The sequence below is a fragment of the Providencia sp. PROV209 genome (genome assembly GCF_028479485.1).
Classification (GTDB): Bacteria; Pseudomonadota; Gammaproteobacteria; order Enterobacterales; family Enterobacteriaceae; genus Providencia; species Providencia alcalifaciens.
Genome location: NZ_JAMPNR010000029.1, coordinates 1 through 24,720, shown reverse-complemented (window position 1 = coordinate 24,720; position 24,720 = coordinate 1). Strand labels below are relative to the sequence as shown.

43 protein-coding genes are annotated in these 24,720 nt (G+C 43.3%); 6 read left to right on the top strand and 37 right to left on the bottom strand.

All coding sequences use genetic code 11. The features are described from left to right. The first annotated feature begins 210 nt into the window (after nt 1–210). A complete protein-coding gene (locus PR795_RS17975) occupies nt 211–756 on the top strand; it encodes a gamma carbonic anhydrase family protein (RefSeq protein ID WP_006663533.1) in 546 nt (181 codons plus the stop codon). Here the strand turns inward: PR795_RS17975 and PR795_RS17970 are convergent. Genes PR795_RS17970 through dprA form a run of 5 tightly spaced genes read right to left on the bottom strand, consistent with a single transcriptional unit; the run spans nt 732 to nt 4,048 of the window. Next, nucleotides 732–992 (bottom strand): DUF1488 domain-containing protein, encoded by a 261-nt coding sequence (locus tag PR795_RS17970; RefSeq protein WP_006657039.1) that lies wholly within the window; start codon nt 990–992, stop codon nt 732–734. The genes PR795_RS17975 and PR795_RS17970 overlap by 25 nt on opposite strands. Continuing rightward, nucleotides 989–1,807, bottom strand: a complete 819-nt coding sequence (gene aroE, locus PR795_RS17965; protein ID WP_036968388.1) for a shikimate dehydrogenase — start codon at nt 1,805–1,807, stop codon at nt 989–991. Before aroE ends, PR795_RS17970 begins: the two co-directional genes overlap by 4 nt. Before the next feature lie 6 nt (nt 1,808–1,813). After that, complete coding sequence (tsaC, locus tag PR795_RS17960; protein ID WP_181480369.1) at nt 1,814–2,383, bottom strand: L-threonylcarbamoyladenylate synthase type 1 TsaC; 570 nt, start codon at nt 2,381–2,383, stop codon at nt 1,814–1,816. A gap of 12 nt (nt 2,384–2,395) precedes the next feature. After that, a complete protein-coding gene (locus tag PR795_RS17955; protein ID WP_006657036.1) occupies nt 2,396–2,935 on the bottom strand; it encodes a DNA topoisomerase family protein in 540 nt (179 codons plus the stop codon). A 33-nt stretch (nt 2,936–2,968) separates the two neighbouring features. Further along, nucleotides 2,969–4,048: a DNA-processing protein DprA gene (gene dprA, locus PR795_RS17950; protein ID WP_181480370.1), complete on the bottom strand. Its 1,080-nt coding sequence runs from the start codon at nt 4,046–4,048 to the stop codon at nt 2,969–2,971. 132 nt (nt 4,049–4,180) lie between these two features. On the opposite strand from dprA, the gene def reads away from it, so the two are divergent. The 5 genes from def to mscL all read left to right on the top strand — a co-directional run bounded on the left by def (nt 4,181) and on the right by mscL (nt 8,981). Then, nucleotides 4,181–4,702 (top strand): peptide deformylase, encoded by a 522-nt coding sequence (gene def / locus PR795_RS17945; RefSeq protein ID WP_006657034.1) that lies wholly within the window; start codon nt 4,181–4,183, stop codon nt 4,700–4,702. A gap of 32 nt (nt 4,703–4,734) precedes the next feature. Beyond that, nucleotides 4,735–5,682 (top strand): methionyl-tRNA formyltransferase, encoded by a 948-nt coding sequence (fmt, locus tag PR795_RS17940; RefSeq protein WP_272516982.1) that lies wholly within the window; start codon nt 4,735–4,737, stop codon nt 5,680–5,682. Nucleotides 5,683–5,755: 73 nt separating this feature from the next. Further along, nucleotides 5,756–7,042, top strand: coding sequence for a 16S rRNA (cytosine(967)-C(5))-methyltransferase RsmB (gene rsmB / locus PR795_RS17935; RefSeq protein ID WP_006663529.1), 1,287 nt, complete (start codon nt 5,756–5,758; stop codon nt 7,040–7,042). Between the two features lie 33 nt (nt 7,043–7,075). Further along, the gene (gene trkA, locus PR795_RS17930; RefSeq protein ID WP_006657031.1) at nt 7,076–8,452 is read left to right on the top strand and encodes a Trk system potassium transporter TrkA; all 1,377 of its coding nucleotides are present in this window, start codon (nt 7,076–7,078) and stop codon (nt 8,450–8,452) included. A gap of 115 nt (nt 8,453–8,567) precedes the next feature. Then, entirely contained in the window at nt 8,568–8,981 is a 414-nt protein-coding gene (gene mscL / locus PR795_RS17925; RefSeq protein ID WP_006657030.1) for a large-conductance mechanosensitive channel protein MscL, read from the top strand. Here mscL and PR795_RS17920 read toward each other — a convergent pair whose 3' ends face one another. The 32 genes from PR795_RS17920 to bfd all read right to left on the bottom strand — a co-directional run bounded on the left by PR795_RS17920 (nt 8,982) and on the right by bfd (nt 24,562). Continuing rightward, nucleotides 8,982–9,182 carry an alternative ribosome-rescue factor A gene (locus PR795_RS17920; RefSeq protein WP_036963168.1) on the bottom strand — a complete coding sequence of 67 codons (201 nt, stop codon included), beginning with the start codon at nt 9,180–9,182 and terminating at the stop codon, nt 8,982–8,984. A gap of 26 nt (nt 9,183–9,208) precedes the next feature. Next, nucleotides 9,209–9,625, bottom strand: a complete 417-nt coding sequence (zntR, locus tag PR795_RS17915) for a Zn(2+)-responsive transcriptional regulator (protein ID WP_006663526.1) — start codon at nt 9,623–9,625, stop codon at nt 9,209–9,211. 137 nt (nt 9,626–9,762) lie between these two features. Beyond that, entirely contained in the window at nt 9,763–10,149 is a 387-nt protein-coding gene (rplQ, locus tag PR795_RS17910) for a 50S ribosomal protein L17 (RefSeq protein ID WP_006663525.1), read from the bottom strand. Between the two features lie 37 nt (nt 10,150–10,186). After that, nucleotides 10,187–11,176, bottom strand: coding sequence for a DNA-directed RNA polymerase subunit alpha (locus PR795_RS17905; RefSeq protein ID WP_004907150.1), 990 nt, complete (start codon nt 11,174–11,176; stop codon nt 10,187–10,189). Between the two features lie 25 nt (nt 11,177–11,201). After that, nucleotides 11,202–11,822, bottom strand: coding sequence for a 30S ribosomal protein S4 (gene rpsD / locus PR795_RS17900; RefSeq protein WP_004265487.1), 621 nt, complete (start codon nt 11,820–11,822; stop codon nt 11,202–11,204). 37 nt (nt 11,823–11,859) lie between these two features. Next, a complete protein-coding gene (gene rpsK, locus PR795_RS17895; protein WP_006657026.1) occupies nt 11,860–12,249 on the bottom strand; it encodes a 30S ribosomal protein S11 in 390 nt (129 codons plus the stop codon). Between the two features lie 16 nt (nt 12,250–12,265). Beyond that, nucleotides 12,266–12,622: a 30S ribosomal protein S13 gene (rpsM, locus tag PR795_RS17890; protein WP_004907144.1), complete on the bottom strand. Its 357-nt coding sequence runs from the start codon at nt 12,620–12,622 to the stop codon at nt 12,266–12,268. 144 nt (nt 12,623–12,766) lie between these two features. Next, a complete protein-coding gene (rpmJ, locus tag PR795_RS17885; protein ID WP_004265484.1) occupies nt 12,767–12,883 on the bottom strand; it encodes a 50S ribosomal protein L36 in 117 nt (38 codons plus the stop codon). Between the two features lie 45 nt (nt 12,884–12,928). Beyond that, the gene (gene secY / locus PR795_RS17880) at nt 12,929–14,254 is read right to left on the bottom strand and encodes a preprotein translocase subunit SecY (protein ID WP_006657025.1); all 1,326 of its coding nucleotides are present in this window, start codon (nt 14,252–14,254) and stop codon (nt 12,929–12,931) included. A gap of 7 nt (nt 14,255–14,261) precedes the next feature. Continuing rightward, nucleotides 14,262–14,696: a 50S ribosomal protein L15 gene (gene rplO, locus PR795_RS17875; RefSeq protein ID WP_006657024.1), complete on the bottom strand. Its 435-nt coding sequence runs from the start codon at nt 14,694–14,696 to the stop codon at nt 14,262–14,264. Nucleotides 14,697–14,699: 3 nt separating this feature from the next. Next, entirely contained in the window at nt 14,700–14,879 is a 180-nt protein-coding gene (gene rpmD / locus PR795_RS17870; protein WP_006657023.1) for a 50S ribosomal protein L30, read from the bottom strand. Nucleotides 14,880–14,885: 6 nt separating this feature from the next. After that, complete coding sequence (gene rpsE, locus PR795_RS17865; RefSeq protein WP_006657022.1) at nt 14,886–15,386, bottom strand: 30S ribosomal protein S5; 501 nt, start codon at nt 15,384–15,386, stop codon at nt 14,886–14,888. A 14-nt stretch (nt 15,387–15,400) separates the two neighbouring features. Then, nucleotides 15,401–15,754: a 50S ribosomal protein L18 gene (rplR, locus tag PR795_RS17860; RefSeq protein ID WP_006657021.1), complete on the bottom strand. Its 354-nt coding sequence runs from the start codon at nt 15,752–15,754 to the stop codon at nt 15,401–15,403. Between the two features lie 9 nt (nt 15,755–15,763). Beyond that, nucleotides 15,764–16,297: a 50S ribosomal protein L6 gene (gene rplF, locus PR795_RS17855; RefSeq protein WP_006657020.1), complete on the bottom strand. Its 534-nt coding sequence runs from the start codon at nt 16,295–16,297 to the stop codon at nt 15,764–15,766. Nucleotides 16,298–16,311: 14 nt separating this feature from the next. Beyond that, nucleotides 16,312–16,704, bottom strand: coding sequence for a 30S ribosomal protein S8 (gene rpsH, locus PR795_RS17850; RefSeq protein WP_004907134.1), 393 nt, complete (start codon nt 16,702–16,704; stop codon nt 16,312–16,314). A gap of 34 nt (nt 16,705–16,738) precedes the next feature. Further along, nucleotides 16,739–17,044 carry a 30S ribosomal protein S14 gene (rpsN, locus tag PR795_RS17845; RefSeq protein ID WP_004265458.1) on the bottom strand — a complete coding sequence of 102 codons (306 nt, stop codon included), beginning with the start codon at nt 17,042–17,044 and terminating at the stop codon, nt 16,739–16,741. Nucleotides 17,045–17,056: 12 nt separating this feature from the next. Next, on the bottom strand, nt 17,057–17,596 hold the full coding sequence (gene rplE, locus PR795_RS17840; protein WP_006657019.1) for a 50S ribosomal protein L5: 540 nt from the start codon (nt 17,594–17,596) through the stop codon (nt 17,057–17,059). 15 nt (nt 17,597–17,611) lie between these two features. Beyond that, complete coding sequence (gene rplX, locus PR795_RS17835) at nt 17,612–17,926, bottom strand: 50S ribosomal protein L24 (protein WP_004265452.1); 315 nt, start codon at nt 17,924–17,926, stop codon at nt 17,612–17,614. A gap of 10 nt (nt 17,927–17,936) precedes the next feature. Further along, on the bottom strand, nt 17,937–18,308 hold the full coding sequence (gene rplN / locus PR795_RS17830) for a 50S ribosomal protein L14 (protein ID WP_004265449.1): 372 nt from the start codon (nt 18,306–18,308) through the stop codon (nt 17,937–17,939). Nucleotides 18,309–18,484: 176 nt separating this feature from the next. Then, nucleotides 18,485–18,739, bottom strand: a complete 255-nt coding sequence (rpsQ, locus tag PR795_RS17825; RefSeq protein ID WP_006657018.1) for a 30S ribosomal protein S17 — start codon at nt 18,737–18,739, stop codon at nt 18,485–18,487. Further along, nucleotides 18,739–18,930, bottom strand: a complete 192-nt coding sequence (gene rpmC / locus PR795_RS17820) for a 50S ribosomal protein L29 (RefSeq protein ID WP_006657017.1) — start codon at nt 18,928–18,930, stop codon at nt 18,739–18,741. Before rpmC ends, rpsQ begins: the two co-directional genes overlap by 1 nt. Next, complete coding sequence (rplP, locus tag PR795_RS17815; RefSeq protein ID WP_004926449.1) at nt 18,930–19,340, bottom strand: 50S ribosomal protein L16; 411 nt, start codon at nt 19,338–19,340, stop codon at nt 18,930–18,932. The genes rpmC and rplP overlap by 1 nt, the downstream gene beginning before the upstream one ends. 11 nt (nt 19,341–19,351) lie before the next feature. After that, on the bottom strand, nt 19,352–20,053 hold the full coding sequence (gene rpsC, locus PR795_RS17810) for a 30S ribosomal protein S3 (RefSeq protein ID WP_004907131.1): 702 nt from the start codon (nt 20,051–20,053) through the stop codon (nt 19,352–19,354). A gap of 17 nt (nt 20,054–20,070) precedes the next feature. Beyond that, a complete protein-coding gene (gene rplV, locus PR795_RS17805; RefSeq protein ID WP_004265430.1) occupies nt 20,071–20,403 on the bottom strand; it encodes a 50S ribosomal protein L22 in 333 nt (110 codons plus the stop codon). Nucleotides 20,404–20,418: 15 nt separating this feature from the next. Continuing rightward, nucleotides 20,419–20,697 carry a 30S ribosomal protein S19 gene (gene rpsS, locus PR795_RS17800; protein WP_004265426.1) on the bottom strand — a complete coding sequence of 93 codons (279 nt, stop codon included), beginning with the start codon at nt 20,695–20,697 and terminating at the stop codon, nt 20,419–20,421. 14 nt (nt 20,698–20,711) lie between these two features. Further along, complete coding sequence (rplB, locus tag PR795_RS17795; protein WP_006657016.1) at nt 20,712–21,536, bottom strand: 50S ribosomal protein L2; 825 nt, start codon at nt 21,534–21,536, stop codon at nt 20,712–20,714. A gap of 19 nt (nt 21,537–21,555) precedes the next feature. Next, entirely contained in the window at nt 21,556–21,858 is a 303-nt protein-coding gene (gene rplW, locus PR795_RS17790; protein WP_006657015.1) for a 50S ribosomal protein L23, read from the bottom strand. Next, on the bottom strand, nt 21,855–22,460 hold the full coding sequence (rplD, locus tag PR795_RS17785) for a 50S ribosomal protein L4 (protein WP_006657014.1): 606 nt from the start codon (nt 22,458–22,460) through the stop codon (nt 21,855–21,857). The genes rplW and rplD overlap by 4 nt, the downstream gene beginning before the upstream one ends. Before the next feature lie 16 nt (nt 22,461–22,476). Continuing rightward, nucleotides 22,477–23,106 carry a 50S ribosomal protein L3 gene (gene rplC / locus PR795_RS17780; protein ID WP_006657013.1) on the bottom strand — a complete coding sequence of 210 codons (630 nt, stop codon included), beginning with the start codon at nt 23,104–23,106 and terminating at the stop codon, nt 22,477–22,479. A 32-nt stretch (nt 23,107–23,138) separates the two neighbouring features. Continuing rightward, nucleotides 23,139–23,450 (bottom strand): 30S ribosomal protein S10, encoded by a 312-nt coding sequence (gene rpsJ, locus PR795_RS17775; protein WP_001181005.1) that lies wholly within the window; start codon nt 23,448–23,450, stop codon nt 23,139–23,141. 316 nt (nt 23,451–23,766) lie between these two features. Further along, entirely contained in the window at nt 23,767–24,240 is a 474-nt protein-coding gene (gene bfr, locus PR795_RS17770; protein WP_181480372.1) for a bacterioferritin, read from the bottom strand. 121 nt (nt 24,241–24,361) lie between these two features. Continuing rightward, nucleotides 24,362–24,562 (bottom strand): bacterioferritin-associated ferredoxin, encoded by a 201-nt coding sequence (gene bfd, locus PR795_RS17765; protein WP_006657011.1) that lies wholly within the window; start codon nt 24,560–24,562, stop codon nt 24,362–24,364. Nucleotides 24,563–24,720: the final 158 nt, after the last annotated feature.

Below are 24,720 nucleotides of genomic sequence, written 5' to 3'. Positions count from 1 at the left end.
CTCGAAAAATTACACAACCTTTTTTTTAAAAAAAAATATCGTTTGCAGATAATTTCGACATTATGCTTTTTTTATTATCATTATGGTGATAAAAGCACCTATTTTTACCGTATAATCTGCTTATTATTATCTTCTCTTAATTATTTGATTTTTAATTAAGAACCTATCTATAGTTACCTTTATATCCATTTACGTTTTATGGCTACGAATATGAACTCATTCTTAAGACCTTATTTAGATACCTTTCCCTCTGTTGCTTCAAATGTTTTTATTGATCCGTCTTCTGTTGTCATTGGTGATGTTCGATTAGCCGAAGATGTAAGTATCTGGCCACTGTCGGTACTGCGAGGTGATGTGAATTATATATCTATAGGTGCACGGACAAATATTCAAGATGGATCAGTTCTGCATGTCACGCATAAATCTACCAATAACCCAGATGGTAATCCATTAATCATTGGCGAAGATGTCACTGTTGGGCATAAAGTAATGCTGCATGGATGTACCATCGGCAACCGTGTTCTTGTAGGCATGGGATCAGTTGTGATCGATGGTGCAGTTATTGAAGATGATGTTGTGGTTGGGGCTAATAGTCTTGTGACACAAGGAAAACGGTTGGAATCTGGCTATTTATACATGGGAAGCCCAGCTAAAGCGATTAGGAAACTTACTGAGGCTGAGCTGAGCCACTTACGCTACTCAGCCAATAACTATGTTGAATGGAAAAATAATTATTTATCATCCAGCAATTCATAAAAACCATTCTCATGATCGAGACCTTGCTCAATCAAGGTCTCGAACTCTTCTTCTATATCCCAACGATTATGTTGAAAAAGTGCTAAAGGCTTTTCATCTTGACCATAACGCTGATTAAGCAAAGCTTGTGAAATAACACACTCAGCAAGCAACCCGTTAACTAAAACTGGAAAGCGTACTTTATTGATCGTTGAATCCCATTCTTCCCTGTCTGGAAATTGGATCGCCTGATTCATGATTCAAGCTCCTTCTGTAAGGCTTTTAATACTGGCTCTATATCGGGAGTGATTCCATGCCAAAGTTTAAATGCGAATGCCGCTTGCCCAACGAGCATTCCTAGTCCATCAGCTAATTTAGTCACTTGATTTTGCTTAGCAAATAAAAGAAATGGTGTTAAGCCTCTCTGATAAAACATGTCATAACATGCTACCTGAGTAGAAAATAGATTATGGCTAATTTTAGGGATCTCTCCAGTCACACCAGAAGAAGTACCATTAATGATTAGATCAAACTCTGCTGAAATGACCTGCTCCATAGGCTTACTTTGAATCTTTCCAAGTGAAGAAAACTGATGCGCTAAAGATTCTGCTTTCTCAAACGTTCGGTTAGTCAGTGTAATATCACAGCCATATTCAAGTAGAGGCAATAAAGCCCCTCGGGTTGCTCCACCAGCACCAATGATCAAAATTTTGCATGAAGGCGATACGAACCCAAGGCGCTGTAAATCCAGTAATAACCCTACACCATCAGTATTGTCACCCAGTAAGCGATGATTATCGAGTTTTCTGATCGTATTCACCGCACCACAGATTTGTGCTCTATCAGTTAACTCTGAAACGAATTGAAAAGCTCTTTCTTTAAAGGGTAATGTAATGTTTGCTCCCTCCCCTCCCTTTTCAAAGAAGTCGGTCAAGTGCATTTCGAAATCCTCGACAGGAGCAAGTATTTTCTGGTATTCAAGTTCAATCCCCGTCTGCTTCGCAAACATCTGATGTATTGACGGTGATTTACTGTGTTGAATTGGATTACCAAAAACCGCAAACATTCCCATTAATCATTATCCTTTACGATAGAGTTGCCCTGTCATGGCATCTCGAATTTCTGATGGATTTAATCTTCCACCGACATTACCATCAAGAACAGGGACAGTATCTTTAAACTGCGCAATCACTTCTTCCGTTGTTCTGCAAGGCTCTAAGCCGCTCAAATTTGCACTTGTTGACACAATAGGTTTGCCGTATTGACTACAAAGCGCTTTGACTAGCTCGTGATTTGTGACTCGAACAGCTAAAGTATCAAATTGACCTGTTAACCATTTTGGTGTCGTTTTCTTTGCGGGGATAACCCAAGTGACGGGACCAGGCCAAGTGGCAAACATCGCTTGACGTTGCTGTTCATTCAGCTGGCTATCATCAACGTAATTTTTGAGTTGTTCATAATTATCGGCAATCAAAATTAACCCTTTTTCCCAAGAGCGCTGTTTCAAGGCGAGTAATTGATTTACCGCGATTTCACTATCCGGATCACAACCTAAACCAAAAACAGCCTCTGTTGGATATGCGATAACATGTTGTTGTTTCAATGCTTTAATAATATTTTTAATTGCAGGTGTAGATTGATTTTGCATAGTTTTAACTCATTATTCTTCTTGTAACTTACCGCAGCGTTTGCTGGCACAAAACAATCTTACTCCCTGTGAGACCCTTTTTTCCATAAGTAATGGATAATCACAAGATAGGCATCTCCCTATGACAGGCTTATTATTGAGAATAAACTGACAGTTAGGATAGTTATCACATGCATAGAAAGTTTTACCGAAGCGGGATTTTCTTTGCAACAGATTTCCTGTTTGACATTGTGGACAAGGGATCTTCGTTTCATCTGGCTTATCGATAAGCTCTGTATGTTCGCATTCAGGATAATAAGTACATCCGATAAACATTCCAAAGCGCCCTTGCTTTAATACCAAGTCATGCCCACATTTAGGACAACTTTGACCTTCTAATATTTTAACAATATGAGTCTCAGCTGTTGGTCGCAATGGCTTAATATAATGACATTGCGGATATCCGGAGCAAGCAAGGAAAGGTCCATGAACTCCGTTACGAATAACAAGTAACGAGTTACATTCAGGACAATACTCGTTTTTATCTGTATCAAAAGGCAATTGCTTCGACATGTTTTTGTTTAATCCACTCTATATATTCAACAACTAGCTTACTTTTATATATCCACCAGCAGCTGATGAGATTACCCCGTTAATTTCCAATTCAGTTAACACCGAAATGATTTGCGTAATAGGTAACTGTAATTGAGCTGCAATAATATCCACAGGGGTTGATTGATATCCCACCATACCTAAAATTCGACTTTCTGTCAGGTTTAACTCTGTTGCCGTAGACGCATCTACCTCTAACTCTGGCTGTATCCAATTCAACGAGCATTCCAAATGCATTAATATGTCATCCGGTTCTGTGAGTAGACATGCACCTTGCTGTATTAACCAATGATTTCCGCTGAATGCCGGGTTACCTAACGGAGCTGGTAGCGTAAATACCTCTCTATTTTGCTCAATTGCATATCGCGCTGTAATCAGCGAACCACTTTTCATTCCAGCTTCTATCACTACAACAGCTTTACTTAGCCCGCTAATAATGCGATTTCGCCTAGGAAACTGCTTTGGTAATGGTGGTGTATCAGGAAAATATTCCGAAACCAATACGCCTTCATGCCTAATTCGCTCAGCTAAATCCGCGTGTTGCTTCGGATAAATATGTGCTAACCCACTCCCTAGTACCGCGACTGTTTTCCCTTGATTTTCTAGTGCGACTCGGTGACCAATACCATCAATTCCTAATGCTAAACCACTGGTAATCGTCAAGCCATGGTCGATAAATTTTCTAACAAATAATTCTGCCCATTTCTTACCATATTCAGTTACTTGGCGGCTTCCTATAACGGCTAGCTGCCGTTCCGATAATAACTCACTGTTTCCTGAGATAAAAAGTGCCAAGGGTGGATTATAAATCTGCTTTAATAAAAAAGGGTATTGCTCATCTAAAAATGTAATTATTTGATTTTCTTTGCTTTCAAGCCATCTAAACGTACGTTCAATTCGCGTTAAAGAGACATTTAAGAATTGCAGTCGTCGAATTTCATTCAGCCCACACGCTTTTAAAACCGTATGATTTATTTTATTCGATTGTTTTAAAAGGGATATTGTCGTTTGTATTGTTTTTATACTGATTCGATTTACTTGTAAAAGCCTTAACCATATTTCCAGCTCATTCATATTGTCTTCCTGACTGATAAGTTGGCACATTCGGAAATGAACAAATCATAACCAATACTGTCAATATGACCGATAAATGTCTAGAATAGGCAGTAATAACCTTTCAAATTTTGGAAACTACTCGAAAAATTTATGTCAGTCTTAAACGTGTTACATTATCCAGACGAGCGCCTTCGCACCGTTGCAAAACCAGTTGAAAAAGTTGATGCATCTATACAACGTATTATTGATGATATGTTCGATACGATGTATGACGAGGAAGGCATTGGTCTCGCTGCAACGCAAGTGGATATCCACCAGCGCATCATTGTTATTGACGTTTCTGAGTCACGTAATGAACGACTTGTACTCATCAATCCAGAGCTTCTTAATAAAGAAGGTGAAACAGGTATAGAAGAAGGTTGTCTTTCTGTCCCTGAGCAACATGGATTTGTGCCAAGAGCAGAAAAAGTGAAAGTTCGCGCTCTTAACTACAATGGCGACGCATTTGAGCTTGAAGCTGATGGTTTACTCGCTATTTGTATTCAACATGAAATGGATCATTTAGTTGGAAAACTGTTTGTTGACTATTTATCTCCTTTAAAGCGTCAACGTATTCGTCAGAAAGTAGAAAAATTAGATCGACTCAGAGCTAAAGAAGCTAAAAATCATTAATTTGATTTTATAAATATAATTGGGAACAGATCGTGTCAGAACCATTAAGAATTATTTTTGCAGGTACGCCTGATTTCGCAGCTAAACATTTAGCTGCATTATTAGAAACCAAACATCAAGTTGTTGGCGTATTAACTCGTCACGATAAACCCGCAGGAAGAGGCAAAAAGCTAACGCCTAGCCCTGTGAAAATTCTTGCCGAAGAACATGGAATACCGGTTTTTCAGCCTACGACCTTACGTGAACCAGACAATCAGCAATGGATCAAAAACCAAAATGCAGATCTGATGATTGTTGTAGCTTACGGGTTAATCCTGCCGCAAGCTGTCCTAGATATCCCCCGATTGGGTTGCTTAAATGTCCATGGCTCATTACTACCTCGTTGGCGAGGAGCTGCACCAATTCAGAGATCAATTTGGGCCGGTGACCAAGAAACGGGTGTCACCATAATGCAGATGGATGCAGGTCTTGATACTGGGGACATGCTGTATAAAGCGACTTGCCCAATTACGAGTGAAGATACTAGCGCCACCTTGTATGATAAATTGGCAATTACTGGTCCCAAGGCACTTATTCACACGGTTGATTTACTTTCTTCTGGTCAATGTTCACCAGAAAAACAAGATGATTCACTCGCCAATTACGCTGAAAAACTATCCAAAGATGAAGCGCGAATTGATTGGCAGCAATCAGCAGTGCAGATTGAACGTTGTATTCGTGCTTTTAACCCTTGGCCAATGAGTTATTTCATCGTTCAAGAGCAGCTAATTAAAGTATGGCAGGCGGAAGTTATTGCCCAAGGACATAATCAACGCCCTGGCATGATCATCAGTGCCGACAAAAAAGGTATCAGCGTTGCAACTGGAAATGGGATATTAAATATTACCCAGCTACAGCCCCCAGGTAAAAAAGCGATGAGTACGCAAGATATCCTTAACTCCCGCCGAGAATGGTTCACTCCACAACAATTACTAGACTAATATATTAGTAGCATTATTTGTAAATGATAAAGCAGGTAATGCTATTTAAGTAACTAATAGACTCATTTTCATTATGAAAAACAAATATAATTTGCGTAGTATCGCAGCGACCGCCATTAGTCAGGTTTTAGATAACGGACAATCATTAAGTACCGTTTTACCTGACTTACAACGTAATATTAATGATAAAGATAAAGCACTACTTCAAGAGATTTGCTTCGGTGTTTTACGTTATTTACCAAAGCTAGAATGGTTTATCAGCCAGCTTATGGAAAAACCTTTAACCGGTAAGCAAAGAACATTGCATTACCTCATCATGGTCGGGATCTATCAATTACTCTATACACGTATCCCTGCACATGCGGCTTTAGCAGAAACCGTTGATGGTGCAGTTGCATTAAAGCGCCCTCAATTAAAAGGTCTCATTAATGGAGTATTGCGATCCTTTTTACGTCAACAAGTCCAGCTAGAAGAGCGAAATACAAATAATAATAGCCAATATTTACATCCAAGCTGGCTATTAAAGCGAATTCAAACCGCCTACCCTGAGACATGGCAAAATATTGTTGATGCTAATAATCAACGTCCACCAATGTGGTTAAGAGTCAATTCTCAACACCACACCGCTGAGCAATACTTAGCATTACTCGAACAAGCAAACATTACTGCATATTTACACCCGTCGCATCCAAGTGCAATTCGCTTAGAAGAAGCCACATCAGTGACACGTCTACCCGGTTTTGAGGATGGTTGGTCAACGGTTCAAGATGTTTCAGCACAAGGCTGCGCTGAGCTTTTATCGCCTATCAATGGCGAAAATATTCTTGATTTATGTGCAGCTCCAGGCGGAAAAACAACGCATATCTTAGAACTTGCACCAAAAGCCCATGTACTTGCTGTAGATATTGATGATGCACGACTCAAGCGAGTGAAAGAAAATCTGCAAAGATTGAAACAACACGCTACTGTTATTCAAGGGGATGGCACGAAGCCTGAAGAATGGGCGAAAGATCAGCTATTTGATCGTATCTTGCTTGATGCGCCTTGTTCAGCAACGGGAGTTATTAGACGTCATCCCGATATTAAATGGCTAAGACGCGATTCAGATATTCAGGAGCTATCTCAATTACAGGCTCAAATATTAGAAGCTGTGTGGTCTTATTTAAAACCTGGCGGTACGCTCGTTTATGCCACGTGCTCCATCATGCCTGAAGAAAATAGCCAGCAGATTAAACATTTTCTTTCCAAACATGTAGATGCTCGCATAAATGATGGCACTGAATTAGGATTGCAAATATTACCAAGCGCCACTGGAGGCGATGGTTTCTTTTATGCCCGCTTACTCAAACAAGCACAATAGTATTCAATAGAGACTCTGAAATAGGAAGATGCTATGAAGATCATTATTCTAGGTGCAGGGCAAGTAGGCGGTACTCTCGCTGAAAATTTAGTAGATGAAAATAACGATATTACCGTTGTTGATACCAATGCCGATCGCTTGCGTCAGCTGCAAGATCAATTCGATCTTCGTGTAGTGAATGGTCATGGCTCTCACCCACGAGTTCTGCGAGATGCAGGTGCAGAAGATGCTGATATGTTAGTTGCTGTGACTAACTCAGATGAAACCAACATGGTTGCCTGCCAAATTGCCTATAGCCTCTTTAATACGCCAAATAAAATTGCACGTATTCGCGCAACTGAGTATATCCGAGAGGCTGACAAGCTTTTTTTAGCCGAACAAATTCCCATTGATTACCTCATTTCGCCAGAACAGCTAGTTATTGAATATATCTACAAGCTCATACAGTATCCAGGAGCTCTACAAGTCGTCAATTTTGCTGAAGGCAAAGTCAGCATCGTTGCCGTAAAAGCCTATTATGGCGGTTCACTAGTAGGTAATGCTTTATCTAGCTTACGTGAGCATATGCCACACATTGATACCCGTGTTGTCGCTATATTTCGTCAAGACAGACCGATTCGCCCTCAAGGTTCCACAATTATTGAAGCTGGCGATGAAGTCTTTTTCGTTGCCTCAACCCAACATATTCGAGCAGTGATGAGTGAGCTCCAACGATTAGAAAAACCATACAAACGTTTAATGATCGTTGGTGGTGGTAATGTAGGCGCCGGCTTGGCCAAACGCCTTGAAAAAGACTATAGCGTTAAACTCATTGAACGCAATCAAGAGAGAGCAACTGAGTTAGCAGAGTTACTCCATGACACGATTGTTTTTTATGGTGATGCCTCTGACCAAGAGCTATTGACTGAAGAGCATATCGAACAAATGGATGTATTCATTGCTCTCACTAATGATGACGAAGCAAACATAATGTCGGCGATGCTGGCAAAAAAAATGGGTGCCAAAAAAGCCATGGTATTAATTCAGCGATCCGCTTATGTTGAATTAGTTCAAGGTGGTGTCATCGATATTGCCGTCTCTCCACAACAAGCAACAATCTCAGCATTACTTGGACATGTAAGAAAAGCAGATATTGTCAGTGTTTCATCATTACGCCGAGGTGTTGCTGAAGCTATTGAGGCGATCGCCCATGGAGATGAAAATACTTCAAAAGTTGTTGGTAAAAAAATCTCAGAAATTAAACTTCCGCCAGGAACAATCATTGGTGCGATAGTCAGAGAGGAAGAGGTCATTATTGCTAGCGATTACAATATTATCGAGCAAGGTGACCATGTCATTATGTTTATTACAGATAAAAAATATGTTCCGGATGTGGAAAAATTATTCCAACCTAGTCCGTTCTTTTTATAATTATCTAAAATAAATAGTAAAAATTTGCAGGTTAATAATTCTAGATACTATAATTTTGATATGTGTATATACACGTTTAGTTATCTAGTTAATAAATTAAGGGAAGGGGTCATCCATGAGTTTTTTAAAAGAGTTCCGCGAATTCGCCATGAAAGGCAACGTGGTAGATATGGCAGTCGGTATTATTATTGGTGCCGCATTTGGTAAGATTGTTTCTTCATTAGTTGCCGATGTGATCATGCCCCCACTCGGTCTAATTATTGGTGGTGTAGATTTCAAGCAATTTAGTCTTGTACTTCGGGAAGCTCAGGGAGACATTCCTGCGGTTGTCATGAATTATGGGATGTTTATACAAACTATTTTTGATTTTGTTATTGTTGCATTTGCTATTTTTATGGCAATAAAAGTAATGAATAAAGTACGCCGTGAAAAAGAAGAAGCAGCACCAGCAGAACCTGCAGCGCCATCAACAGAAGAAGTTTTACTATCAGAGATCCGTGATTTACTAAAAGAACAAAATAAGAAATAACTAAAAGGCCAGTGGTAATAAGTTAATTAACCAATTACCACTGGCCTCCCAGTTACCCGCCTTACTATTTTTACCCTTCCTTGTATAACTTCCTTTCCCTTTTTTATTCTTTTCAACTCGCTGACGAAATAGTGGATCATGTAATAGTGCCTCAATGGCATTATCTTTAATTTCACCGCGCTTATGCTGATATTTATTCATAATTTACCTTCATAGTTGATTTTTAATTAATAAATCTTTGATGCACCTTTCTCCAAGATTTCCATAATAGAGCAGTATGTCGATGCATGCTCATCACCACAACACGCTGAACTCAATGTTTTTAAAGAATCCCGCATAATGATTAGCTCTTGGATCTTCTTTTCTACTTCAATAAGTCTGATATCGACAATATTCTTAGATTCTTGGCAGGTGTGATGTTCAGGATCAACACGGATCGATAATAACTCCGTAATTGCTTCAAGAGTAAATCCTAACTTCTTCGCGTAACGAATAAACCGTAAGCGCTGTAGATCTTGCTCCGTGAACAACCGATAGCCGCCCTCCGTCCTCGTTTTGTGTCCCATCAGCCCCTGCTTTTCATAAAAACGGATTGTATCGGGAGTCACATCTGCAAGTTTAGCTATTTGACCAATCTTATACATGCTCATTCATCTATACCTATAAGTTTGGATAGAAAACAAAAAATTCAAGAATAGAAAAGAATTAATTTAGAGGGGGTAGAATAGCAGGTACAAAAAAACCGGGCAATACACCCGGTTTTCTTGAAAGCAATTACAGATTACTCTGCAGCTGCTTCTTGAGACTCAGCAGCACGGTCAACAAGCTCGATGTAAGCCATCGGAGCGTTGTCACCTGCGCGGAAGCCACACTTAAGAATACGAGTGTAACCACCTGCGCGAGCTGCGAAACGAGGTCCCAGTTCATTAAACAGTTTTGCAACGATCTCGTTATCACGAGTACGTGCGAATGCCAGACGACGATTAGCTACGCTGTCGGTCTTGGCAAGAGTAATCAGCGGCTCAACGACGCGACGCAGTTCTTTCGCTTTAGGCAGAGTCGTCTTGATGATTTCATGACGAACTAAAGAACCTGCCATGTTACGGAACATAGCTTGGCGGTGGCTGCTGTTGCGGTTCAATTGACGACCACTCTTACGATGGCGCATGACCTTATCCTTCTCAGTAAAACCTTAACCTGTGATCCTAATCATCAGCAATACTTGCTGGTGGCCAATTTTCTAAGCGCATGCCCAGAGAAAGACCACGAGATGCCAATACGTCCTTAATTTCAGTAAGAGATTTCTTACCAAGGTTAGGCGTTTTGAGCAACTCAACTTCTGTACGCTGTACCAGGTCACCGATGTAGTGGATAGCTTCTGCTTTGAGGCAGTTAGCAGAGCGGACAGTCAATTCCAGATCGTCAACTGGGCGCAGTAAGATAGGATCGAATTCTGGTTTCTCTTCTTTAACTTCTGGTTGACGTACATCACGTAAATCAACAAAAGCTTCAAGCTGTTCAGCCAGAATGGTAGCTGCACGGCGAATCGCCTCTTCAGGATCGATTGTACCGTTAGTTTCCATTTCAATTACTAACTTATCCAAGTCAGTACGCTGCTCAACACGAGCTGCTTCAACATTGTAGGCAATACGCTCTACAGGGCTATAGCAAGCATCGACTAACAGACGACCGATTGGGCGCTCATCTTCTTCCGAATGAACTCGGGCAGAAGCCGGCACATAACCACGACCACGCTGGACTTTAATACGCATATTTATAGACGCGCTTTCGTCAGTGAGGTGGCAGATAACATGCTGTGGCTTGACGATTTCGACATCACCATCATGGATGATGTCGGCTGCAGTCACAGGGCCAATGCCAGATTTATTCAAGGTTAAAATAACTTCATCTTTCCCCTGAACTTTTACCGCCAGCCCTTTCAGGTTGAGGAGAATCTCCAGGATATCTTCCTGTACACCTTCTTTGGTGCTGTACTCATGCAGTACACCATCAATCTCAACCTCTGTCACCGCACAACCCGGCATAGACGAAAGCAGAATACGGCGCAGTGCGTTACCTAGAGTGTGGCCAAAGCCGCGCTCTAAAGGCTCAAGGGTCACCTTAGCGTGCGTCGAACTCACTTGCTCGATATCTACCAGGCGCGGTTTTAGAAACTCTGTCACAGAACCCTGCATTGTGTCCTCTCTTTGGTGCTAAGCTTTACTTAGAGTAAAGCTCGACGATCAGGTGTTCGTTAATGTCCGCAGACAAGTCAGTACGTTCAGGAATACGTTTGAACACACCTTCCATTTTAGCAGCATCAACTTCCAGCCAAGTTGGCTTCTCACGCTGTTCAGCCAGCTCTAAAGCAGCCTTGATACGAGACTGTTTTTTAGCTTTCTCACGAACGCTGATAACGTCATTCGGGGAAACCTGATAAGAAGCGATATTAACTACACGACCATTTACCATGATAGCTTTGTGGCTAACCATTTGACGTGCTTCTGCGCGAGTTGCGCCAAAGCCCATACGGTAAACGACGTTATCTAAACGACCTTCTAGCAGGGTCAGCAGGTTTTCACCTGTGTTGCCTTTCAGGCGAGTTGCTTCTTTGTAATAGTTACGGAATTGACGTTCCAGAACACCGTAAATACGACGAACTTTTTGTTTTTCACGTAACTGAACACCGTAGTCAGACAGACGCGGTTTACGCGCACCGTGCTGGCCAGGTGCCTGTTCTAATTTACACTTGGTGTCAATCGCGCGAACACCAGACTTCAGGAAGAGGTCTGTTCCTTCGCGACGGCTCAGCTTGAGCTTAGGACCCAAATATCTAGCCATTTTCTTTCTCCAACAGTCCTAAAAAAAACGAAACGTATTAAACGCGACGTTTTTTCGGTGGGCGACAACCGTTATGAGGGATAGGAGTCACATCAGTAATATTAGTGATGCGGAAACCAGCGGCGTTCAGAGCACGAATTGTTGATTCGCGACCCGGACCCGGTCCCTTAACCATAACTTCCAGGTTTTTGATTCCGTATTCTTTCACAGATTCTGCGCAACGCTCTGCTGCAACCTGAGCTGCGAACGGAGTAGATTTACGAGAACCACGGAAACCGGAACCACCGGCAGTTGCCCAACCTAATGCGTTACCCTGACGGTCAGTAATTGTAACGATTGTGTTGTTGAAAGAAGCATGGATATGAGCCACACCGTCTGAGACTTGTTTTCTTACACGCTTACGTGCACGAATTGGTGCTTTTGCCATTATTCAATACCCCGACTTATTTCTTGATCGGCTTACGCGGACCCTTACGGGTACGAGCGTTAGTCTTAGTACGCTGTCCGCGCACAGGAAGACCACGACGATGACGTAAACCACGGTAACATCCAAGGTCCATCAGACGCTTGATGCTCAGGGTAATTTCACGACGTAAGTCACCTTCTACAACGTATTTAGCAACTTCGTCACGCAGCTTGTCGATTTGTTCTTCAGACAGCTCACTGATCTTAACATTTTCAGCAATACCAGTTGCTTCACAGATAGCCTGTGAACGAGTTTTGCCGATGCCGAAAATCGATGTTAAAGCGATTACGGTATGTTTATGATCAGGAATGTTAATGCCTGCTATACGGGCCACTATGCACTCCTAAGTTAAAATATACATTACTGTGCTGAAAAGCCCGTTTTCAGGATACTCAAACAATAATGTATCTTAGATAAAAAGATTGGCTGGCTAATTTAGCCAGCTCAACCCAACTTTGCAAGAAAAAAATGCTTTTTCTTAGCCTTGACGTTGTTTATGTCTTGGCTCAACACTGCAAATCACACGAACGCTACCATTGCGACGGATAATTTTGCAGTTACGGCATAATTTCTTGACGGAAGCACGAACTTTCATTTTTACTCTCCGTAACTTCTAAGCAAACCATAACCACTCGCGTGATTATTTACCTTTTAGATTTGCTTTCTTCAATGCAGACTCATACTGACTTGACATCATCAGAGTTTGCACTTGAGCCATAAAGTCCATGATAACGACAACCACGATTAAGAGGGAAGTACCACCAAAGTAAAAAGGTACTTTCATTGCGTCACGCATGAACTCCGGGATTAGGCAGATAAAGGTAATATAAAGAGCACCGACTAATGTTAATCGTGTCATTACCTTATCGATGTACTTGGCCGTTTGCTCTCCCGGACGAATTCCTGGTACAAATGCACCGGACTTCTTCAGGTTATCTGCTGTTTCTCTTGGGTTGAAAACCAACGCAGTATAAAAGAAACAGAAGAAGATGATCGCAGAGGCATAAAGCAACACATATAACGGTTGTCCCGGCTGTAAGTACATAGATACTGTAGTCAACCAGTCCCAACCAGTTCCATCACCAAACCAAGACGCTATTGTACCCGGGAATAGTATGATACTGGAAGCAAAAATTGCAGGAATTACACCCGCCATATTCACTTTTAACGGTAAATGTGTACTTTGTGCAGCGTAGACACGGCGTCCTTGTTGACGTTTAGCGTAGTTTACGACGATACGGCGTTGACCACGTTCCATAAATACAACAAAGAAAGTTACCGCGAATACTAATACCGCAACCAACAGCAACAGGAGGAAGTGCAGATCGCCTTGCCGAGCTTGCTCGATGGTATGGCCAATAGCCGGCGGTAGACCCGCAACAATACCAGCGAAGATAATGATAGAAATACCGTTACCGATACCTCTTTCAGTTATCTGCTCACCTAACCACATAAGGAACATAGTCCCTGTGACTAAGCTAACAACTGCCGTGAAGTAGAATGGGAGACCCGGATCAAGAACTAATCCTTGCATCCCTGGCATATTCGGTAGACCCATTGCAATACCAATAGATTGGAATATTGCTAATACCAGAGTACCCCAGCGAGTATATTGGCTTATCTTCCGACGACCTGCTTCTCCTTCCTTCTTAATCTCTGCTAATCGTGGATTAACCACTGATAATAACTGGACAATGATCGATGCTGAAATATACGGCATGATACCCAGAGCAAAGATAGAAGCACGGCTAAGAGCACCACCAGAGAACATGTTAAACATTTCAATGATGGTGCCTTGTTGCTGCTCGAGCAATTTGGCAAGCACAGTGGCATCAATACCAGGGATTGGAATAAAAGAACCAATTCGGAAAACAATTAGCGCCCCAATTACAAACAACAGTCTGCGTTTTAGTTCGCCAGCTCCACCTTTGGCACTTTGGAAATCTAATCCTGGTTGTTTAGCCATCTGTCACTTATTCCTCAATTTTACCGCCGGCAGCTTCGATTGCAGCGCGAGCACCTTTAGTAACACGAAGGCCACGTACAGTAACTGCACGATTCACTTCGCCAGATAAAATAACTTTTGCGTATTCAATCTGGATGTCAATAACGTTCGCGGCTTTCAGTGCGTTCAGATCAATAACATCGCCTTCAACAGAAGCAAAATCAGACAGACGGATTTCCGCAGTAATCATTGCTTTACGTGAAGTGAAACCGAATTTCGGTAAACGACGGTATAAAGGCATCTGGCCACCTTCGAAACCACGACGTACGCCACCGCCAGAACGAGACTTCTGACCTTTGTGACCACGACCGCCGGTTTTACCCAGACCAGAACCGATACCACGACCTACGCGTTTAGGCGCGTGCTTGGCACCTTCAGCCGGAGACAGAGTATTTAAACGCATCTCTTACTCCTCAACTTTAACCATGTAGGAAACCAAGTTGATCATACCACGAACAGCAGGAGTATCCTCGCGCTCTACTGTATGACCAATGCGACGCAGACCTAAACCGACCAGTGTTGCCTTATGTTTCGGCAGACGACCGATTGAACTGCGAACTTGTGTAATTTTAATAGTCTTAGCCATGGCTGATTACCCCAGAATTTCTTCGACGGATTTTCCACGCTTAGCTGCGACCATTTCTGGAGACTTCATGCTGTCTAAAGCATCCAGTGTTGCACGAACCACGTTGATTGGGTTTGTGGAACCATAGGTTTTAGCCAGTACGTTGCGAACTCCAGCTACCTCTAAAACAGCACGCATTGCACCACCGGCAATAATACCGGTACCTTCGTGAGCAGGTTGCATAAACACGCGAGAACCGGTGTGTGTACCTTTCACTGGGTGGAATAATGTGCCGTTGTTTAGAGCAACGGTTTTCATACTGCGACGGGCTTTTTCCATCGCTTTCTGGATTGCTGCCGGAACTTCGCGCGCTTTGCCGTAACCAAAACCAACGCGACCGTTACCATCACCAACTACAGTCAGTGCGGTAAAGCTGAAAATACGGCCACCTTTAACGGTTTTAGCTACGCGGTTTACCGCGATCAGCTTTTCCTGCAGTTCGCCAGCTTGTTTTTCGATGTGAGACATCTTACACCTCTACCTTAGAACTGAAGGCCAGCTTCACGGGCAGCATCTGCCAGTGCCTGGACTCTACCATGATATTGGAAACCAGAACGGTCAAAAGCAACAACAGTGATGCCTTTTTCCAGTGCGCGTTCAGCAACTAATTTACCAACTGCTGCTGCTGCGTCTTTGTTTCCAGTAAACTTAACTTGTTCATTGATAGCTTTTTCTGTAGTAGAAGCGGCAACCAATGTTTCAGAACCGTTTGGTGCGATAACCTGCGCATAAATATGGCGTGGAGTACGATGTACCACCAGGCGAGTCGCACCCAATTCTTGGATCTTACGGCGTGCGCGGGTCGCACGACGGATACGAGCTGCTTTCTTATCCATAGTGTTACCTTACTTCTTCTTAGCCTCTTTGGTACGCACGATTTCATCGGCGTAACGAACACCTTTACCTTTATAAGGCTCAGGACGACGGTAAGCACGCAGTTCTGCTGCAACTTGACCAATCACTTGCTTATCCGCACCTTTCAGTACGATTTCAGTTTGTGTTGGGCATTCAGCAGTAATGCCTGCTGGCAGTGCGTGTTCAACCGGATGCGAGAAACCTAAAGACAAGCTTACTGCATTGCCTTTGATTGCTGCACGGTAACCAACACCGACCAGTTGAAGTTTTTTAGTGAAGCCTTCGGTAACACCGATAACCATAGCATTCAGCAGAGAGCGAGAAGTACCCGCTTGTGCCCATGCATCTGCAAAACCTTCGCGTGGAGCGAAAGTTAAGTGGCCATCTTCATGTTTAACTTCAACTGCATTATGGATAGTACGAGTAAGCTCGCCGTTTTTACCCTTGATCGAAATAACCTGACCGTTGAGTTTTACCTCTACGCCGGCAGGAATGACGACGGGTGCTTTTGCCACACGAGACATTCTTTCCTCCCGAATTAAGCTACGTAGCAGAGAATCTCGCCACCAAGACCAGCTTGGCGAGCTGCACGATCAGTCATGACACCTTTAGAGGTAGAAACAACAGCGATACCTAAGCCAGCCATAACTTGTGGCAGCTCATCTTTTTTCTTATAGATGCGCAGACTTGGGCGGCTTACACGCTGGATACTTTCTACGACAGCCTTACCTTGGAAATAACGTAAAGTCAGTTCCAATTCTGGCTTGATGTCGCCTTCAATTTTAAAATCTTCAATATAACCTTCTTCCTTCAGCACTTTGGCAATCGCCACTTTCAGCTTGGAGGAAGGCATGGTGACCGCAACTTTATTCGCGGCCTGACCGTTACGGATACGGGTCAGCATATCCGCGATGGGATCTTGCATGCTCATCTGTCTTTACTCCCGTGATTCAATATGGTGACAATTACCAACTAGCCTTTTTAAGACCCGGGATTTCACCGCGCATAGCGGCTTCACGGACTTTAATACGGCTCAGACCAAATTTCCGCAGGAAACCATGCGGACGCCCAGTTTGACGGCAGCGGTTACGCTGACGAGAAGGACTTGAATCACGTGGCAGTGTTTGCAGCTTGAGAACAGCGTCCCAGCGATCTTCATCAGATGCTTTAACATCAGAGATGATAGCTTTCAGTTCTACGCGTTTTGCGAAGAATTTCTCAGCTAATTTAGCACGCTTAACATCACGCGCTTTCATAGATTTCTTAGCCATGAGTAACCTGCCTTACTTGCGGAACGGGAAGTTGAACGCTGCTAACAGTGCGCGACCTTCATCATCAGATTTCGCAGTAGTGGTGATAGTAATATCTAAACCACGTACACGATCCACTTTATCGTAATCGATTTCAGGGAAGATGATTTGTTCACGTACACCCATGCTGTAGTTACCGCGACCATCGAAAGACTTAGCGGACAAGCCACGGAAGTCACGAATACGTGGTACAGCAATAGAAATCAGACGCTCAAGGAACTCCCACATGCGTTCGCCACGCAGAGTTACTTTACAGCCGATTGGATAGCCCTGACGGATTTTGAAGCCTGCAACAGATTTGCGTGCTTTGGTGATCAATGGTTTTTGACCAGAGATTGCTGTTAAGTCAGCTGCTGCATTATCCAGCAGTTTTTTATCAGCGATCGCTTCACCAACACCCATATTCAGGGTGATCTTCTCGACCCGAGGGACTTGCATGACAGAAGTGTAGTTAAACTCAGTCATGAGTTTATTAACTACTTCGTCTTTATAGTAATCATGCAGTTTCGCCATCGTATACTCCAAAAATTACTTGATAGTTTCACTGTTAGATTTGAAGAAACGGACTTTTTTGCCGTCTTCGAATCTAAAGCCTACACGGTCAGCCTTGCCAGTTGCCGCGTTAAAGATTGCAACGTTAGAAACTTGAATAGCCGCTTCTTTTTCAACGATGCCACCTGGTTGGTTCAGAGCCGGAACTGGCTTCTGATGTTTTTTAACCAGATTGATACCTTCAACGATAACTTTACTAGAAGAAATAACCTGCTTTACTTTACCGCGCTTACCTTTGTCTTTCCCAGTTAGCACGATAACTTCGTCATCACGACGGATTTTCGCTGCCATAGTTCGCTCCTTAGAGTACTTCAGGTGCCAGAGAGATAATTTTCATAAACTTCTCATTACGAAGTTCACGAGTTACCGGCCCAAAAATACGCGTACCGATTACTTGCTCGCTATTATTGTTTAATAACACACAAGCATTACCATCGAAGCGAATGACAGAACCGTCAGGGCGACGTACACCCTTCTTGGTGCGCACCACTACCGCTTTCAGGACATCACCCTTTTTAACTTTACCGCGTGGAATTGCTTCTTTAACGGTAATTTTAATGATGTCGCCTACATGTGCATAGCGACGGTGCGAGCCACCTAGAACCTTGATACACATTACGCGACGTGCACCGGAGTTGTCGGCCACGTTCAGCATAGTCTGTTCTTGGATCATTTTAGTGCTCCGCTAAATGTCAACTACTACTGAGCCACCTCATTATGAAGAGGCCGTTCAAATATACCCATACTACGAGGGCGCGGCATTATAACACCACATCTTCGTGTTGGACAGGAAAAAATAAACGGCTCGATCAAAAAGAGCCGTTTATTCATCACGAAAAATCTATTCTATTACAGAACAGCTTTTTCTACAACGCGAACTAAGGCCCAAGACTTAGTCTTAGACAGTGGACGAGTTTCGCGGATTTCTACCACGTCACCAATTCCACATTCATTGTTCTCGTCATGTACGTGCAATTTAGTCGTACGACGGATGAATTTACCATACAGAGGGTGTTTCACCATACGCTCGATAGCAACAACAATAGATTTCTCCATTTTGTCACTAACTACACGACCTTGCAGAGTACGGATTTTATCGTTCATTACGCACCTGCCTTCTCAGTCAGTAAAGTCTTCACGCGTGCGATATCACGACGCACTTGTTTCATTAGATGAGACTGTTGCAGCTGACCACTCGCAGCCTGCATACGTAAGTTAAATTGCTCACGTAACAGGTTTAAAAGTTCAGCGTTCAGCTCTTCTACGCTTTTTTCGCGCAGCTCTTGTGCTTTCATTACATCACCGTCTTAGTTACAAAGGTGGTTTTGATAGGCAGTTTCGCTGCTGCCAGAGAGAATGCTTCACGAGCCAGCTCTTCAGGCACACCGTCCATTTCATACAGGACTTTACCAGGCTGAATTAAGGCAACCCAATATTCTACGTTACCTTTACCTTTACCCATACGAACTTCGAGTGGCTTTTCAGTGATTGGCTTGTCTGGGAATACACGAATCCAGATTTTACCTTGACGCTTAACAGCACGGGTCATAGCACGACGTGCCGCTTCGATCTGACGTGCAGTCAGACGACCACGGCCAACAGCTTTAAGACCGAAAGTGCCGAAGCTAACATCCGTACCTTGCGCCAGACCACGGTTGCGGCCTTTGTGCACCTTACGGAATTTTGTACGCTTTGGTTGTAACATAGCGACGCTCCTTACTTGCGGCCTTTACGCTGCTGCTTTTTAGGTTGAGCAGCTGGTTTCTCAGCTTGTTCAACTGCAGCCATACCACCCAGAATCTCACCTTTGAAGATCCATACCTTAACGCCGAGAACACCATAAGTGGTGTGCGCTTCTGAAGTGTTGTAATCGATATCAGCACGTAATGTGTGCAGTGGCACACGGCCTTCACGATACCACTCGGTACGAGCGATTTCAGCACCGCCTAAACGGCCACTGACTTCAACTTTGATACCTTTAGCGCCCAGACGCATTGCGTTCTGTACTGCACGCTTCATAGCACGACGGAACATAACACGACGTTCCAGCTGTGAAGAGATGCTGTCAGCAACTAATTTAGCGTCCAGTTCTGGTTTACGAACTTCGGCGATATTGATTTGCGCAGGAACACCAGCGATATCCGCTACTGTTTTACGCAGTTTTTCAACGTCTTCACCTTTCTTACCGATAACGATACCTGGGCGAGCAGTGTGAATTGTCACACGGATGCTTTTAGCAGGACGCTCGATTACGATGCGTGAAATTGACGCTTTTGCCAATTCTTTATTCAAGTACTGGCGTACTTTAAAGTCGCTGTCTAGGTTGTCAGCGAATTCATTAGTATTCGCATACCAAGTAGAGTTCCAAGGTTTGACAATACCCAGGCGAATACCATTAGGATGTACTTTCTGACCCATTGCTAGTCTCCAGAGTCTCAGCGATCGGACACAACCACAGTAATGTGGCTGGTGCGCTTAAGAATACGATCTGCACGGCCTTTCGCACGCGGCATGATGCGTTTCATAGTTGGACCTTCGTCTACGAAAATTTTCGCAACTTTCAGGTCATCAATGTCAGCGCCATCGTTTTGCTCTGCGTTAGCAATAGCAGATTCCAGTACTTTCTTCACTAAACCAGCAGCTTTCTTGTTGGTGTAGGTCAGAATTTCCAGAGCTTGCGACACTTTCTTACCGCGAATCAGGTCGGCTACTAAGCGAACCTTCTGGGCAGAAGAACGAGCGTGGCGATGCATAGCTAAAGTTTCCATCTCTTCCTCCTATCCTTAACGTTTCTTAGCTTTCTTATCTGCCGCGTGGCCGCGATAAGTGCGAGTCGGTGCGAATTCACCCAGTTTGTGACCAACCATTTCGTCGGTTACAAATACTGGAACATGCTGACGACCATTATGGACAGCGATGGTCAATCCGATCATATTAGGAAAGATCGTTGAACGACGGGACCAAGTCTTGAGAGGCTTCTTGTCTCCGCTTTCCACCGCTTTCTCTACCTTCTTCAGCAAGTGCAGGTCAATAAAAGGACCTTTCTTGAGAGAACGTGGCATGGCTTATCCTCTAATTATTTTTTAGAACGATGACGTACGATGAATTGATCAGTACGCTTGTTACTACGAGTTTTCTTACCTTTGGTCTGAACGCCCCATGGTGTTACTGGGTGTTTACCAAAGTTACGGCCTTCACCACCACCATGTGGATGGTCAACTGGGTTCATCGCAGTACCGCGAACGGTAGGGCGAATACCACGCCAGCGACTAGCACCAGCTTTACCGAGAACACGTAACATATGCTCAGCGTTACCAACTTCACCTAAGGTTGCACGGCAATCAGCTAAAACTTTACGCATTTCACCAGAACGCAGACGCAGGGTGACATAAGCACCATCACGAGCAACGATTTGAGCGTAAGTACCTGCTGAACGCGCTAACTGACCACCTTTACCTGGTTTCAGTTCAATGTTATGAACTGTAGAACCAACAGGGATGTTGCGCATTGGCAGTGCGTTACCAGCTTTGATAGCTGAATCAACGCCAGATTGAATCTGGTCACCAGCTTTCAGGCCTTTTGGCGCAAGAATATAACGACGTTCACCGTCTTTATATAGTACCAGTGCAATGTTCGCAGAACGGTTTGGATCATATTCCAAACGTTCAACAACTGCAGGGATACCGTCTTTGTTGCGTTTAAAGTCAACTAAACGATAATGCTGCTTATGGCCACCACCGATATGACGGGTAGTGATACGACCATTGTTGTTACGACCACCGGATTTGCTGTTTTTTTCTAACAGCGGAGCATAAGGTTTACCCTTATGCAGCTCAGGGTTAACCACTTTAACTACGTGGCGACGGCCCGGAGACGTAGGTTTACATTTAACAACTGCCATTGTTCTTTACTCCTCCGACTTACTCTGCGCCGCTAACGAAGTCCAGATTCTGGCCTTCCTTCAGCGTAACGTAAGCTTTTTTCCAGTCACTACGACGACCAGAACGCTGACCGTGGCGTTTAGTTTTGCCTTTAACCAGCAAAGTGTTAACACCTTCAACTTCAACTTCAAACAGTTTCTGTACAGCAGCTTTGATTTCTGCTTTAGTTGCGTCTTTTGCAACTTTGAGAACGATGGTGTTGCTTTTTTCCATCGCTGTAGAAGCTTTTTCAGATACATGCGGCGCGCGCAGTACTTGTAGCAGACGTTCTTCACGGATCATGCCAGCATCTCCTCAACTTGCTTCACAGCATCAGCAGTCATAACCACTTTGTCGAAAGCAATCAGGCTAACTGGATCGATACCTGCTGCATCACGAACGTCAACCTTGTACAGGTTACGTGCTGCTAAGAACAGATTTTCATCTAATTCAGCAGTGATGATCAGAACATCTTGCAGAGCCATATCTTTCAGTTTCTGTGCCAGCAGCTTAGTTTTAGGCGCTTCTACAGAGAACTTTTCGACAACGATCAGACGATCTTGACGTACCAATTCTGACAGGATGCTTTTTAGAGCACCGCGGTACATCTTCTTATTAACTTTTTGACTGTGGTCCTGTGGTTTAGCTGCGAAGCTAACACCACCAGAGCGCCAGATTGGGCTCTTGATTGAACCAGAACGTGCACGGCCTGTGCCTTTTTGACGCCATGGTTTTTTACCAGAACCAGAAACTTCAGCACGAGTTTTCTGAGCACGAGTACCTTGACGAGCACCAGCTGCATACGCAACAACTACTTGGTGAACAAGCGCTTCATTGAAATCACGCCCGAAGGTAGTTTCGGAAACAGTCAGCGCGCTTTGCGCGTCTTTCATTACCAATTCCATTCCTATCTCCTCGACGTTAAGCCTTGACAGCCGGTTTTACGATCAGGTTGCTACCAGTTGCTCCTGGAACAGCACCTTTGACCAGCAGCAGGTTGCGCTCAGCGTCAACACGTACTACATCTAAGCTTTGAACAGTTACACGTTCATTACCCAGTTGGCCTGCCATTTTCTTGCCTTTGAACACTTTGCCCGGAGTCTGGTTCTGACCGATAGAACCCGGAACACGGTGAGACAAGGAGTTACCGTGAGTAGCATCTTGAGTACGGAAATTCCAGCGCTTAACTGTGCCGGCAAAACCTTTACCTTTAGATGTACCAGTAACGTCGACTTTTTTAACGTCAGCGAAAATTTCAACGCTAATGCTTTGACCTACGTTAAACTCAGCACCTTCTTCAGTACGGAATTCACGTAGAATGCGGCCAGCTTCAACGCCAGCTTTAGCGAAATGACCTGCTTCAGGCTTAGTTACACGGTTAGCTTTTTTGCTACCAGTAGTAACCTGAATTGCATTGTAACCGTCAGTTTCTGCAGTTTTAACCTGAGTAACGCGGTTATTTTCAATTTCGATAACAGTTACAGGGATAGAAACGCCATCTTCAGTGAAGATACGAGTCATACCTACTTTCTTACCGACTAAACCAATCATTGTTTCAACCTCTCAATCGTTCGACGACCTGATTAACCCAGGCTGATCTGCACGTCAACGCCGGCAGCCAGATCCAGACGCATCAGAGCATCAACGGTCTTCTCGGTTGGCTCAACGATGTCAACCAGACGTTTGTGAGTGCGAATTTCGTACTGATCACGCGCATCTTTGTTAACGTGCGGAGAAATCAGAACGGTAAAACGCTCTTTACGTGTCGGCAGCGGGATAGGACCACGTACTTGCGCACCAGTGCGCTTAGCAGTCTCTACGATTTCCGCAGTTGATTGATCGATTAAACGATGATCAAAAGCTTTCAGGCGGATACGGATTCTTTGGTTCTGCATGAGACCAGAGCTCCAACTATTTTATAAACGTAAATGATTACTCCTCGCACCCATTTCGATTGATAGGGGAGTGTAATCGTTCTTGATGTAACCCCCATATCGGGAGTATTGTCTAAATGAGCAACAAATCGTTGACTCAATACTGAGATTTCAGTCCTAAAATTTAGGGCTTACTCATCAGTAAGCCCGCGCATTATACGTAATTTATTGTGAAACGCAAGCAATCGGGGAAAATATGTGCGAATTTTCTGATGTGCAAATTTAGTCGATATAAAAAAGGCCCATGATTGGGCCTAATAAATTTTTGTCAAAAAAACTACTCTTCGATAACTTGGGCTTGAAGATAATTTTGGATGCCTAAACGCTTAATCAATTCAAGTTGGGTTTCAATCCAGTCTATGTGATTTTCTTCATCTGCAAGAATCTCTATCATTAGATCTCGACTAACATAGTCATGAATTGAATCCGCATAGCTAATTGCATCTTTTAAATTCTTTACGCCATCCAGTTCTAATTTCAAATCTGATACCAACATTTCTTCAACATCTTCTCCGATGTTGAGCTTGCCTAAATCTTGTAGGTTAGGGAGCCCTTCGAGAAATAGAATACGCTCAATATATTTATCAGCGTGTTTCATTTCATCAATCGATTCGTGGTATTCCATCTCATTGAGCTTAGTTAGTCCCCAATTTTTAAACATTCTGGCATGTAAAAAATATTGGTTGATCGCAACAAGCTCATTGCCCAGCAATTTATTCAAGTGGGCTATCATTTTTTTATCGCCTTTCATTTTTACCCTCCATCGCTTCCAGTCCTATAAGTGTAGTACTGAAATTGATGATATGAATAATATTTACACAGTAATCTGTGCAATGAAATTTGATCCTATGATGGAAGATGATTTGAAAGGGTTACGCGACGTGTTCTATACACTGCTCTTCTAGATGTAAAAGCTCTTCTTGTAAAATTTCTCGCGTTTGTCGGATACATTTTCCGCACTCACGCCCTACTGGCAAAATTTGACGTAGCCCTTTCAATGACGTGACTTGATATTTACGCACCACGTTTCTGATTTGCTTATCCGTGACCGCTTCACAAAGGCATACATACATGATCATTTACCTGCACAAATTACATACAGCAAGTTTAAATGAAAACGATTAGCATTTCAATTATCATTGGTGGCAACATTCAAATAAACAATAAGAAATATGAATGGAAGTTAGGAATATATAAAAACAAAAAGGACGCCCTAAGGCGCCCTTTTTTT